The sequence below is a fragment of the Specibacter sp. NPDC057265 genome, assembly GCF_042668835.1.
GTDB lineage: Bacteria > Actinomycetota > Actinomycetes > Actinomycetales > Micrococcaceae > Specibacter.
In genome coordinates this window covers 50,385-63,372 of record NZ_JBHUYE010000005.1, presented here as the reverse complement: position 1 = coordinate 63,372, position 12,988 = coordinate 50,385, and the positions used below count along the sequence as shown (strand labels likewise).

Below are 12,988 nucleotides of genomic sequence, written 5' to 3'. Positions count from 1 at the left end.
AAGTCTAATAACTTCTATCTAAGCACCGGCACCAATGCCAAGAGGCGGGCCCGCACGGTGATGTGCGGCCCCGCCTCTTGTCTGCAGCTACTTGTCCTGCTCCGCCTTGGAGCCCAGGGTGGTCTTCTGGATCTGCATGAGGAACTCAACATTGGACTGCGTTTCACGGATCTTGGAGGTCAGCAGTTCCAGCGACTGCTGCATTTCCAGGCCGGAGAGCACGCGGCGCAGACGCCACATGATCTTCACTTCCTCCGCTGACAACAGGTTCTCTTCACGGCGCGTGCCGGAGGCGTTGACGTCAACGGCCGGGAAGATGCGCTTGTCGGCGAGCTGGCGTGAAAGCCGCAGCTCCATGTTGCCCGTTCCCTTGAACTCCTCGAAGATGACTTCATCGGCCTTGGAGCCGGTTTCCACCAGCGCCGTGGCCAAAATGGTCAGCGAACCGCCATTTTCAATGTTGCGGGCTGCACCAAAGAAGCGCTTGGGCGGGTACAGGGCCGCGGAGTCCACGCCACCGGAGAGGATGCGTCCGGAGGAAGGTGCGGAGTTGTTGTAGGCACGGCCCAAACGGGTCATGGAGTCCAGCAGGACCACCACGTCCATGCCCATTTCCACCAACCGCTTGGCGCGCTCAATGGAGAGCTCGGCCACCTGGGTGTGGTCATCGGCGGGACGGTCGAAGGTGGAGGCAATGACCTCACCCTTGACAGTGCGCTGCATGTCCGTGACTTCTTCCGGACGCTCATCAACGAGGACCATCATGAGGTGGACTTCGGGGTTGTTGATGGTGATTGCATTGGCGATGGCCTGCAGGATCAAGGTCTTTCCAGCCTTGGGCGGGGAGACGATCAGACCACGCTGGCCCTTGCCGATGGGAGCCACCAGGTCAATGACGCGCGGACCCACCTTTTTGGGATCCGTTTCCAGGCGCAGGCGCTCGGAGGGGTACAGCGGAACCAGCTTGGCGAACTCCACACGGTCTTTAAGTTCATCGGGGTTCTTGCCGTTGACGCTGGTGACGCGCACCAGCGCATTGAACTTTTGACGCGCGCTTTGGCCCTGGCTGCGGTCCTCGCCTTCGCGCGGCGCACGGATGGCACCGACGACGGCGTCGCCCTTGCGCAGGTTGTACTTCTTTACCTGGTTCAAGGACACGTAGACGTCATTGGATCCGGGCAGGTAGCCGGAGGTGCGGACAAAGGCGTAGTTGTCCAGAATGTCCAGGATGCCGGCCACGGGCAACAGGACATCGTCCTCGGTTACTTCAGTGTCGTCAAAGTCCGGTCCGGCGTTGCGGCCACGACGGCGTTCGTTGCGGTCACGGAAACGGTCATTGCGGTCGTTGCGGTCGTTGCGGCTGTTGTTGCCGCCGCGGTCGTTGCGGTCCGAACGGTCGTTCCTGTCATTGGAGTCGTTGGCGTTCCGGTCACGGCGGTTGCGGCGGTTGCGGTTGTTCCGCGTCCCGTCCTCGTCGTCGTTGTTGTTGGAGTTGCCGGCGGTGGCTGCATTGCCAGAGGCGTTGGAGGCGTTGGAGCCGTTGCCTGCGTTGGCGTTGCGTTCGGAACGCTGGTTGCGGTCGTTCCGGTCATTGCGGCTGTTGCGTCCGTTGCGGCCCGTGCGCTCGGCGCCTTCACCGGTGTCGGCAGCGGTCTGCTCGGCGGCGCCGTTGTCGGCGGGTTCCGCTGCCGGTGCCTGCGTCTGCGAAGCTTCCGCTGTGGCTTCCTGGGTACGTCCGCCACCCTGTGCCCGGCGGTTGCGGGTGCGTGGCTGGCGGCGGTTTTCGCCGTCGGAATCACTTGTTGCCGCGCCGGGCTCGGTTTCTGCGGCAGCCTCCTGCACAGCTGGTTCCTGGGTTCCGGTGGTAACAACACCGTCGCTGCTGGAGGCGCGGCGGGTGCGCCGGCCCCGTGTGGGACGTTCGGTGTTTTCGCTTGCGCTGTTTTCAGCCGCGGGGCTGGCGGCTGCGCTGTTTTCAGCGGCGGGGCTGGCGGCTGCGCCAGTGTCCGCTGCAGGCTTTTCCGCGGCGGAGCCCGGCGCGCTTTCAGCTGCGGAGGCCCTGCGGGATCCGCGCTTGGCCGGGGCGGATTTGGTCGCCGGGTCGGCGCCGGCAGCGGGGCGGTCGGCAACGGACGAGCCGCGCTGATGGGCTGAAATGGCATCCACCAGGTCCCCCTTGCGCATCCGCGAGCCGCCGGTGATGCCCAGCTGGCCTGCAAGTACCTGCAGTTGGGCCAGCTTCAGGCCTGCCAGGCCGGCAGACTTTGCCGGAGCAGTGGCTTGATTTAATTCAGCAGCTTTAGGAGCAGCAGCTGAAGTTATGGTTTCGGTCACGAAGGATCCTTCCCCCTCGATGGCGGGCCCAGTGGCTGGGGCCGCGATGATTAGTGTCGGATTCGACGCCTGCTGCCGCACAGGCAGGGTCAAGAATCCAAGGTTCCATTTTTCGCGTCTGCACTGGTCAGGGGCGCGGGAAATGAATGGGTTCACCCTTGGAATCAAATCTCACGGGGAGCTTTTGATCTTTTCCATTGCTGCGGCTGCCATGCATTGGAGCGGCAGACGCCATAGAAGACAACATGGGCCGCAAGGGAGGCATCAGTAAATTCCGCGCAGATCAAGAGAATGACCAGTGGGGAAAGATTTGTGAGCTACGGATGCACTTCCACTTTAGCACCCTCAAGGTCCACTTGCAGCCGTAAAACCCGCCATGACACGCTTTTTGCGTCGGCATGGGCGCCCTTTTCGCCCTCATTCGTGATGCGGCGCACAACTTGGTCCGCCTCGGCCGCACCGTTGGCCAGCACCATGACGGTGGGGCCGGCCCCCGAAATGAACGCTGCATGTCCGGCAGCCCGCAGACCGGTCACCAATGCGGCGCTTTCGGGCATGGCTGAGGCACGGTAATCCTGGTGCAGGTAGTCACGTGTTCCCGCCAGCAACAGCGCCGGATCGTGCGTCAAGGCATGCATCAGCAGCGCTGCCCGGCCGGCGTTGGCCGCGGCGTCCGCGTGCGGCACCGAGGCCGGCAGCATGCCGCGGGCGCGTTCGGTCTTAAGTTCCACGTTCGGGATCGCCACCACCGGGATCACGGCGTCCGACGGCGTGAGCCTGGCACTGGCGTAGGCCGCACCTTCGGCCCAGGAAATGGCCACGGCACCAAAGATGGCCGGGGCCACGTTGTCTGGATGGCCTTCCAGTTCCGAAGCCAGCTGCAGCACCCAGTTGCTGTCCTGGCGGTCCTCCACCGCCACGAGGGCGTTCGCTGCCATGATGGCGGCAACAATGGCGGCGGCGGAGGAGCCCAGGCCGCGCCCGTGCGGCAGCACATTGACGGCGGTGATCCGCAGCCCGGGGCGGCGGTAGCCCAGGCGGGCCCAGGCAGTCTCCAGCGTCTTCACCACCAGGTGACTGGCATCCCTGGGCAGTTCCGCCGCGCCCTCCCCGCTGAGGGAAAACTCCAGTTCATTCCCGTCCAGGACCGTGACTGACAAGCTGTCATGCAGCGACACCGCCAAGCCCAGGGAGTCGAAGCCCGGTCCCAGGTTGGCACTGGTGCCGGGGACGCGAACCGTTGCCGTGGCGCTGGCGGGGGTTTTCACAAGCGGGGAAACCATGGTGGACCTTGTCATCAGGGTTCCGCTAGTCCGTCAGGCCCAGCGCATCGGCAACTGTCACCACGTCAAAGACAACCGAGCGCGGCGCGGCCGTGCTGCCGTCAGCGTTCTTCAGGGCCCAGTCGGGATCCTTCAAACCATGGCCGGTGACGGTGATGACGAAGGTTTTCCCGGTGGGAACCTCGCCTGCGGCGTGCTTCTTCAACAGGCCGGCAACGCCGGCGGCCGAGGCAGGTTCCACGAACACGCCCTCCTTGGCCGAGAGCCAGCGGTGGGCAGCAAGAATCTGCTCATCCGTAACGGCTTCAATGAGTCCGCCGGACTCGTCGCGGGCGGCCACTGCCATGTCCCACGACGCCGGGTTGCCAATGCGGATGGCGGTGGCGACGGTGTCGGGTTCGGTAATGGGGTGCCCGGCCACGAAGGGCGCCGCTCCTGCTGCCTGGAAGCCCCACATGGTTGGCGTGCGGGTGGACACCGGCGCCAGGGTGCCGTTTTCCGCCGATTCGTACGGGGCGCAGTATTCCTTGTACCCGCGCCAGTAGGCGCTGATGTTTCCGGCATTGCCCACGGGCAGCACATGGTAGTCGGGGGCGTCACCCAGGGCGTCCACCACCTCGAAGGCACCGGTCTTCTGGCCCTCGATGCGGGCCGGATTGACTGAATTCACCAGGAACACCGGGTAGGAATCGGCCAGCTTGCGTGCCACGTCAAGGCAGTTGTCAAAGTTGCCGTCCACCTGCAGGATCGTGGCGCCGTGGGCCACGGCCTGGCTGAGCTTGCCCATGGAGATTTTGCCTTCCGGGACCAGCACCGCACAGGTGAGGCCGGCTGCCTGCGCATAGGCCGCCGCCGAGGCGGAGGTGTTGCCGGTGGAGGCGCACACCACTGCCTTGGCGCCGTTGGCCACGGCTGCCGTCATGGCCATGGTCATCCCACGGTCCTTGAAGGAGCCGGTGGGGTTCATGCCCTCCACCTTCAAGTACACGGTGGATCCGGTCAGCTCCGAGAGGTGCCGGGCAGGCACCAAAGGTGTGCCGCCCTCCCCCAGGGTGATGATTTTGGTTTCCGCCGTGACCGGCAAACGCTCTGCATATTCGCGGACAACCCCGCGCCACTGATGAGCCATTAGACTCCCTCCACCCTCAAGACACTCGTAACTGAATTAATGATGTCCAGGCCGCGGATGGCCTCGACGGTTGCTGCCAGGGCAGCCTCGCTTGCGCGGTGGGTAACAAAGCGCAGTTCCGCGGAGACGGTTCCGTTGCTTCCGCCATCCCCGTCGCGGTGCACTGTTTGACGCATGGTCTCAATGGAGACACCATGTTCGGCGAACAATGCAGTGATTTTGGACAGCACGCCCGGCTGGTCCGCCGCCTCCAGACCAATGCAGTAGCGGGTGGCCACCGCATCAATGGGCAGCACCGGCAGCACTTCCACGGTGGAGTCGGTTTTGCCCGGTCCGCCCAGCACCAGCCGGCGGGCAGCCGAGACCACGTCGCCCATGACGGCCGACGCCGTGGGGGCACCTCCGGCGCCGCGGCCGTAGAACATGAGCTCGCCGGCGTTTTCGGCCTCCACAAACACTGCGTTGAAGGCGCCGCGGACGGCGCCCAGCGGGTGTTCGCGGGGAATCAACGTCGGATGCACCCGGACGGAGACACCTGAGTTGAGCTTTTCGGCGATGGCCAGCAGCTTGATGACGTATCCGGCGTCCTGGGCGGCCGCAATGTCAGCGGCCGTGACGGCCGTGATGCCTTGGCAATCCACGTCCTCCAGCGCAACCCGGGTGTGGAAGGCCAGGGAGGCCAGGATGGCGCCCTTGGCTGCGGCGTCATGACCTTCGACGTCGGCCGTGGGATCAGCCTCCGCGTACCCCAGCCGCGTGGCCTCGGCCAATGCTTCGGCAAAGTCCGCGCCGGTGGAATCCATGGCGTCAAGGATGAAGTTGGTGGTGCCGTTGACGATCCCCATGACACGGGTGATCTTGTCCCCCGCCAGGGAATCGACAATGGGGCGCAGGATCGGGATGGCCCCGGCCACCGCCGCCTCGTAGGAGAGCTGCACGCCGGCGGCGTCGGCCTTTTCGTACAGGGTGGGCCCGTCCACTGCCAGCAGCGCCTTGTTGCCGGTGATCACGGTGGCACCGTATTCAATGGCTTCCAGGATCAAACTCCGGGCCGGTTCCAGTCCGCCCATCAGTTCAATGACAATGTCCGCACCGCGCACCAGCGCCGAGGCGTCAGTGGTGAACAGCTCCTGGGGAATTGCCACCTCACGCGGTGCATCAACGTTCCGCACGGCAATGCCGAGCAGTTCCAGCCGGGCTCCCGTGCGGGCGGCGAGGCCCTCGGCGTCGTCGAGCAGAATGCGGGCCACTTGGGAGCCCACATTCCCGGCGCCCAGGAGCGCCACCCTCAGGGTTTTAGTGTTGGCGGACGCGTTCGTGTCCACGGTGTTGCGCTCTGTCAAAGGTCTCTAGGCCCCTAAATCGCGTGCCAGTAAATCATCTTCTGTTTCGCCACGCACAATGAGGCGTGCAATGCCGTCCTTGACGGCAATTACTGGCGGACGGGGCACGTAGTTGTAATTGCTGGCCAGTGCCCAGCAATACGCGCCCGTTCCGGGAACTGCAAGCAGATCCCCGGCCGCCACGTCATTGGGCAGATATACATCTCTAACAACAATGTCACCGCTCTCGCAATGTTTGCCCACCACTCGGGACAGCGCAGCTGCCGCGTCGGAGCTGCGGTTGGCCAGCACTGCCGCATAATCGGCCTCATAGAGCACCGGGCGGGCATTGTCGCTCATGCCGCCGTCCACGGAAACGTAGCGGCGCGGTGCGGTCAGATCCTCCTGGCCGTCCACCTCCACCTGCACCGTTTTTTGCGTGCCGGTCTCGTACAGGGTGAAGGTGGTGCTGCCCACAATGGCACGCCCTGGCTCAATGGAGATCCTGGGGGCCTTGATGCCCAGCTCCCTGCAGCTTTCGCGGACGACGGCGGCCATCGCCTGGGCGACCTCGGCCGCCGGCCGCGGGGAGTCCACGGCTGTATAGGCAATGCCGTAACCGCCGCCCAGATCAAGTTCGGGCAAGGTCACCGCATACTTGCCCTGAATTTCGGCGGTGAAGGCCAGCAGCCTGCGGGCTGCCATTTCAAAGCCCTCGGCTTCAAAGATCTGCGAACCAATGTGGGCGTGGAAGCCCAGGAAGTTGATGCCTGGCGAGTCCACAGCGAATTTGGCGGCGGTCTCGGCGGGGCTCAGTTCCATCTCCGCCGTGGCGCCGCTGGGCAGCATGGACAAGCCAAATTTTTGGTCCTCATGCGCTGTGGCAATGGACTCATGGGTGTGGGCGTGCACGCCCGGGGTCAGGCGCAGCATCACCTTGGCCACCGTGCCGCGCGCTGTGGCCAGATCCGCCACCCGCACCAATTCGTGGAGGCTGTCCACCACAATCCGGCCCAGGTCCATGTCCAGGGCGCGGTTGATTTCCGCGTCGGATTTGTTGTTCCCGTGCAGGCCCAGCTTTTCACCCGTCAAACCGGCACGCCGGGCCACGGCGAGCTCGCCCCCGGAGCAGGTGTCCAGGCGCAGCCCCTCGGAATCCACCCAGCGCGCCACTTCCGTGGACAGGAAGGCCTTCCCCGCGTAGTAGACGTCCACGCCGCCGCAAATGTCGGCAAAGGCCGCGTCAAAGGCGTCCTTGAAGGTGCGGGCCCGGGCGCGGAAGTCATCTTCGCTCATGACAAACAGCGGGGTGCCGTACTGCTCTTTCAGTTCACTCACGGCAATGCCGCCAATGGTGAGACCGCCGCCTGGACCGCGTTCGACGTCGTGCGCCCACATGGCGGGAACAAGCTCATTGAGGTCCCCGGCGGCGGGAAGCCAGGCAGGGGCCAGCTCTGCGCCGGCTGCGGCTTGGTGGTTCACTTTACATCCGTTCCGGGGCTGATACGCCCAATAGGGACAGGCCGTTGGCCAGGACCTGGCCCACGGCGTCGTTGAGCCACAGGCGGGTGCGGTTGACGTCCGTGACGGCTTCCTCGCCCATGGGGGTCACCCGGCAGGCGTCATACCAGCGGTGGTAGGCGCCGGCAATGACTTCCAAATGCCGTGCCACGCGGTGCGGTTCGCGGAATCCGGCGGCCTGCGCCAGGACTCCGGGGTACTGTCCCAGCACTGCCAACAGCTCGGATTCCGTGGGATGGCCCAGCGCGGCGGCGTCAAAGGCGCTGCGCTGAACGTCCGCGGCGGCCGCATTGCGGGCCACTGCACAGGTGCGTGCGTGGGCGTACTGGACGTAGAACACGGGGTTCTCATTGGACCTCTTGGTCAATACATCCAAATCAATGTCAATGTTGGAGTCGGAGGAGAAGCGGGCCAGCGAATAGCGGGCAGCGTCGGTCCCCACCACCTCCACCAGGTCCTCCATGGTCACCACTGTGCCGGCCCGTTTGGACATGCGCACGGGCTTGCCGTCCTGGACCAGGTTCACCATCTGGCCAATCAGCACCTCAACCCGGTTGGCGTCGTCTCCCATGGCCGCCGCGGCCGCCTTGAGCCGGGCCACATAACCGTGGTGGTCCGCGCCCAGCATGTAGATGCACAGGTCGAAGCCGCGGTCACGCTTGTTCTTGAAGTAGGCAATGTCCCCGGCAATGTAGGCGGCGTTGCCGTCGCTCTTGATGACCACGCGGTCCTTGTCATCACCGTAGTCGGTGGAATTCAGCCACCAGGCCCCGTCCTTGAGGTACATGTTGCCCGAACCCTTGAGCTGGTCCAGCAGCTTTTCCACGGCCCCGTCCTCAAACAGGGAGTTCTCGTGGAAATACACATCAAAGTCCACCCCAAATTCGTGCAGCGAGGCACGGATGGCGGCGAACATAAGCTCCACGCCCTGGGCGCGGAACTCCTCTTGGGGATCGTCAGCGGTCAGGACTCCGGGATTGTTGGCCATGACCTCTTCGGCAATTTCCACAATGTAGGCTCCGCCATAGCCGTCCTCGGGTGCCGGCTCGCCCTTGGCGCTGGCCAGCAGTGAACGGGCAAACTTGTCGATCTGGTTCCCGTGGTCGTTGAAGTAGTACTCGCGGGTGACGTCGGCGCCCTGGGACTGAAAAATACGGGCCAGGGAATCCCCCACGGCCGCCCAGCGGGTGCCGCCGAGGTGGATGGGTCCGGTGGGGTTCGCCGAAACGAACTCAAGGTTGATTTTGGTGCCGGCCATGGCAGTGGTGGTGCCAAAGGTGGCGCCGGCCGCCACGATGGCCTTCGCCAATTCGGCTGCGGCGGCGGTGTCCACAATGATGTTCAGAAAGCCCGGGCCGGCAATATCAACTTTGGACACCCCGGCAATGGCGCCCAGACGGTTTTGCAGGACCTCGGCAATCCTGCGAGGGGCAACCCCCGCCGGCTTGGCCAGCTGCAAAGCAATGTTGGTGGCCCAGTCCCCGTGCTCTCGGCTCTTGGGACGCTCAACCCGCACTTCCGACGGCAGTGCCTCGGCGGGGACGGTGAGATCACCGGCGTCGACGGCTTCTTTGAGGCAGGTGGCAATGGCGGCGGAAAGTTCTTCAGGAGTCACGTCTCCAAGTGTACGGTTCAGCCAGTACCGTCCCCCAATCGGGGTGCGGGGAAATCGTCTTCGAGCATGCGGGGACGGCAAATGATCCAGGCCCCGGTGCCCAGCAACACCAGGGATGCGAAGAGGAAGGTAAAGGGCAGGGTCCAGGAGCCTGTCTGATCATGGAGCATCCCAAAAAACAGCGGACCTGCGCAAGCCAAGGCATAGCCCATGCCTTGGCCAAATCCGGAAAGTGCACCAGCGCCCTGTTGGGTTCGGGTCCGTTGGTTTATCAGCAGCAACGCCAGCGGGAAGGTTCCCGGGCCAAGTCCTGTCAGGGACACCCACAGCCATGTGGCGTCAGCTGGAGAGAACAGCAAACCCAGATAGCCGGCCACAAAACAACTCAGGGTCACCACCACCGCGGGAAAGGGGTTGCGCATTTTGGCCGCAATGATGGGGATGCCCAGGCTTAGCGGCAGTCCCAGTGCCCCAAACAACGCCAGCATGCTGCCGGCTTCACCCTGGCTGAGGCCCGCCTCGGTCAGGATCTGGGGCAGCCAGGCAAACAAGGCATAGGTATTCAGGGAGGTGCACCCGAACATCAACGTCAAACCCCAGGCAGTGGGTGACTTCCAGAGGTTCATTTTCAGTGGCACTGGGGCCGGGGCGGGGCGCAGCGGCAAGCCGGGCACGTTCAGGCCCGCCAATCCGGCTGGACCGGAGCCGTTGGCACCGGCTGGCGCTGCTTTCTCCCCAGAATCCTTGGAAAAGGCAGCCACCAACCACGGGACCAGTGCCACGGCGCTCAAGGCCGCCCATGATGAAAGGGAGAACTGCCAGTTCGTGGCGTCCGCAACGGGCACCGCAAGCTGCGCCGGAAGCGCCGTACCCACAGATATGGCAGTGACGTACACGGCCGTCATGAGGCCCACCTTGGTGGGAAAATGCTTTTTGACCAGCGGCGGAAGCAGCACATTTCCAGCCCCCAAACCAGCGAAGGCCACAACTGAGAAGATGAGGAAAAGGGGGGTGGTGGTAGCAAAAACGCGGGCGATCTGGCCCACCATGCCCACGGCCAGGGAGGCCATGATCAGCTTTTCCAGCGATGCCCCGCGAATCACAAAGGGGGTGAGAAAGCCAAACAGGCCGAAGGCGGCTGTGGGCAGCATGCCCAGAACGCCGATGGCCATGGGACTCAGGACCAGATCACTGCCGATGTTTGACAGCACCGGGGAGACGACTGTCACCGCCGCGCGCAGCGTCAGGGCCGTCAGAATAATTGCACTTGCAAGGAGCCAAATCTTGCCCGTTGGCCGCTGATTCACAGACACGTACACACCATTGTCCCAATATTACTGCCACAACCACACACCCACGGCCGCTGGCTTCCCTGAAGCTGCACTGCCTGACGGGGAGCAGCGCGGCAATTTTACATCCAGCGGCGTGTACCTGCTAAGCTCTTTCTCGTTCCCTTTGGCAGCTCCGGTTGCCACGCCTTCGTAGCTCAGGGGATAGAGCGTCCGCCTCCGGAGCGGAAGGTCGTAGGTTCGAATCCTATCGAGGGCACTTTGTGATGGTGCCCGGTTTGGCAAATTCATTTGCCGGACCGGGCACCATTTTTTATGCGTTCCGGGAAGCGCTGAGACCGCCGTTGGGCGGCGTTTGGGTCCGGTTTTGGGGAGTCCGGGTCGGGTACGGCGTGCACGGCAAGGAGCTGGTTGGGCAGGACCACCGGGCCCTGGTCACCATGGCAGTACCGTCAGCACCGGCGCCGTGCGCCGCGGTTGGAGCCGTTCCGGCTTGGGCCTGGAAGCGGGGGTGCCGTGGAAATGTAGCGGTGGCCAGTAGGTGTGGTGATCCTGGTTTCCGGGTAGCCGGACTGGGCCCCGGCGTCCCTTTCAAAGGACCAACCGGAAGCTTCCTTGGCCTGGTTGCAGGCAGTGCATAGTCCTTGGCCGTTGTTGAGGGAGGTGGAACCACCGGCGGCATATGACTTGATATGGTCGTACTCCCTAATGGGAGCGTCGCAGTAGGGGCTCTGACAACGCTGGTCACGAATTCGCAGGAACTCTTTGAGATTTTCAGGGAAAAACCGTGCCTTGGAATCCATAGCCAGAAGGCCGTTGCTGTCAGGGTGGGTGAAGAGCCGTTTGAGCCACACCCGCGGCGAAGAAGCCGTGCCACCGCCGCTTGCTTCCGGCGGGCCTTCGCCGAGAACCATGTCCCGGGCCAAAGGAGCCGGTATGGCCTCATAGCCCACCAACATTGCAGGCTCATTGTCGTTGCCGAACAATGTTCTGTCAGTCATGATCAGTTCCAGTGCCACGTCCGGCTGGGCCACTGCAGTGCACCATGGCTCCCGAAGAGCGCCGGTCGCAGCCGGCATTGAACTGCCGTCAGCAGCCGGGGCACCCCGGTGATCCCCCACCGTACCGGCACCCGCGTCACAGGCCGCATGGTGAATTAGACGATGCATCAACGCATCGGCCATGATTTGCCCTTTGCCACGTTCATCTCCGGCCGCTTGAGCGCTGCCGGCAATCTTGGTGAGCGTATTGAGGATACGCACCCCCTGCTTCAAGGGAATGAGTGCGGTCAAAAAAGTCATGCCGTCCGGTGCCGGACGCAGGGAGACATAGCGGTCATTCGCGGCCTTCCGCCGGCGCTTGACAAAGGACTCCGGGTCGAGGGTATAGGCCGCCTTCCGCGCCGCCGACCTAAGCTCGCCAGTGCCCATAAGTTCGACCCCAGCTGCTGCGCCGCCGATTTGCCGATCCACCTGTGCCCGGTCTGCCAGCGAGAGGAACACTGTTTCAGCGGCGATGATGGTGGCCCGGTATTCACTGAGCCGGCCCTCGGAGAAGGCGCGCATGCTACAAGGCATTTCCCGCACCAGCACCTCGGCCAGTTCACACAGTTGACGTCCCCGGTGCGGTGACTCGCGCCGGGCCAAGGCTATCTGCTGCGCAATTCCTTGACCTATTCTTTTATGTGGCACCCCGGACCGGGCTTGAGTGAGCCGCTGCTGTGCCACAAACAGGGTTTGGACCTGGGCCTGGGCGGCAGCCATGGAGTTTTTGGCTTCTTCCAAGGTGTTAATGAGATCCACAAAACCCTTCGCGGATAAAGATTCCACGGCAGCGGCATCAAATCCAAGCTCCGTGGGAACCCCGCCAAGTGCCGTAATCACTTCGCTCGCCTGGACGGCGCGTTTTTCAGCATGGCTGGCAGCTCTTTGTGCAGTAGCTGCGCGTTCATGCAGGGAAAGAAGCAGTTGAGCACCCTCCTGTTTCCGCACCGCTGCGTTGAATTCCGCCGCTGCCCCCTGGGCGGCAATTTGCGCTTGAGCGGAAAATTGATGCGCCAGGGCCGCGTCCAGCTGCGCCAGCATGGCCGGATCAAAAAGCATTCCGCCGCTTTCAATGACGCTGGAACAAAGTCCCCTGAGGGAGTCGCATTTGGCCATCACGTCGCTGCCGGTATTTCCCACGGGGGCGCCGCCGGCAACCACAGCATCATGGGCCCGGCGGTGGACGCCGTGCGCTGCTGCGGCAGGCCCCTCCCACGGCATTGAAGCAGAGCCCGATCCGGCCGAAGCAAAAAGCTCTGGGACCACCATTGCCATCACCGCCTGCGCCGTGGGCTTCAGCTTGTCAGCAGAGCCCGCTGATGGAGAAAAAATCAATTGAACATTGAAGCTGATGTTCGAAGAATTCCTATTCTCCTCGTACCTTAATTCTATATACGGGCACAGCCGTGGCCAAGGAAAAACCGCATGTTCAAAGAATCTGTGGACAACTGC

The 12,988-nt window shown here is 63.6% G+C and carries 8 protein-coding genes and 1 tRNA gene; 1 reads left to right on the top strand and 8 read right to left on the bottom strand.

Annotation, left to right across the window (positions count from 1 at the left end):
• Positions 1–87: 87 nt before the first annotated feature.
• From rho to ACFUCV_RS05415, 7 genes are all read right to left on the bottom strand, one after another.
• Positions 88–2,334: a transcription termination factor Rho gene (gene rho / locus ACFUCV_RS05445; RefSeq protein ID WP_380812971.1), complete on the bottom strand. Its 2,247-nt coding sequence runs from the start codon at positions 2,332–2,334 to the stop codon at positions 88–90.
• A gap of 317 nt (positions 2,335–2,651) precedes the next feature.
• The gene (gene thrB, locus ACFUCV_RS05440) at positions 2,652–3,617 is read right to left on the bottom strand and encodes a homoserine kinase (RefSeq protein WP_380812968.1); all 966 of its coding nucleotides are present in this window, start codon (positions 3,615–3,617) and stop codon (positions 2,652–2,654) included.
• 25 nt (positions 3,618–3,642) lie between these two features.
• A complete protein-coding gene (thrC, locus tag ACFUCV_RS05435) occupies positions 3,643–4,746 on the bottom strand; it encodes a threonine synthase (RefSeq protein ID WP_380812965.1) in 1,104 nt (367 codons plus the stop codon).
• Positions 4,746–6,089 carry a homoserine dehydrogenase gene (locus tag ACFUCV_RS05430; RefSeq protein ID WP_380812962.1) on the bottom strand — a complete coding sequence of 448 codons (1,344 nt, stop codon included), beginning with the start codon at positions 6,087–6,089 and terminating at the stop codon, positions 4,746–4,748. Before ACFUCV_RS05430 ends, thrC begins: the two co-directional genes overlap by 1 nt.
• Positions 6,090–6,095: 6 nt before the next feature.
• Positions 6,096–7,550, bottom strand: a complete 1,455-nt coding sequence (gene lysA, locus ACFUCV_RS05425; protein ID WP_380812959.1) for a diaminopimelate decarboxylase — start codon at positions 7,548–7,550, stop codon at positions 6,096–6,098.
• Position 7,551: 1 nt separating this feature from the next.
• The gene (gene argS, locus ACFUCV_RS05420; RefSeq protein WP_380812956.1) at positions 7,552–9,204 is read right to left on the bottom strand and encodes an arginine--tRNA ligase; all 1,653 of its coding nucleotides are present in this window, start codon (positions 9,202–9,204) and stop codon (positions 7,552–7,554) included.
• A 17-nt stretch (positions 9,205–9,221) separates the two neighbouring features.
• A complete protein-coding gene (locus tag ACFUCV_RS05415) occupies positions 9,222–10,517 on the bottom strand; it encodes a CynX/NimT family MFS transporter (protein WP_380812952.1) in 1,296 nt (431 codons plus the stop codon).
• 162 nt (positions 10,518–10,679) lie between these two features.
• Between ACFUCV_RS05415 and ACFUCV_RS05410 the strand changes: the two genes are divergently transcribed.
• Positions 10,680–10,752 (top strand) — tRNA-Arg (locus ACFUCV_RS05410).
• Between the two features lie 193 nt (positions 10,753–10,945).
• Here the strand turns inward: ACFUCV_RS05410 and ACFUCV_RS05405 are convergent.
• Complete coding sequence (locus ACFUCV_RS05405; RefSeq protein WP_380812949.1) at positions 10,946–12,871, bottom strand: HNH endonuclease; 1,926 nt, start codon at positions 12,869–12,871, stop codon at positions 10,946–10,948.
• Between the last annotated feature and the right edge of the window lie 117 nt (positions 12,872–12,988).

Excerpts from the sequence above, each read along its gene's own strand:
- thrB (WP_380812968.1), bottom strand. The coding sequence starts at position 3,617 with ATGGTTTCCCCGCTTGTGAAAACCCCCGCCAGCGCCACGGCAACGGTT.
- thrC (WP_380812965.1), bottom strand. The coding sequence starts at position 4,746 with ATGGCTCATCAGTGGCGCGGGGTTGTCCGCGAATATGCAGAGCGTTTG.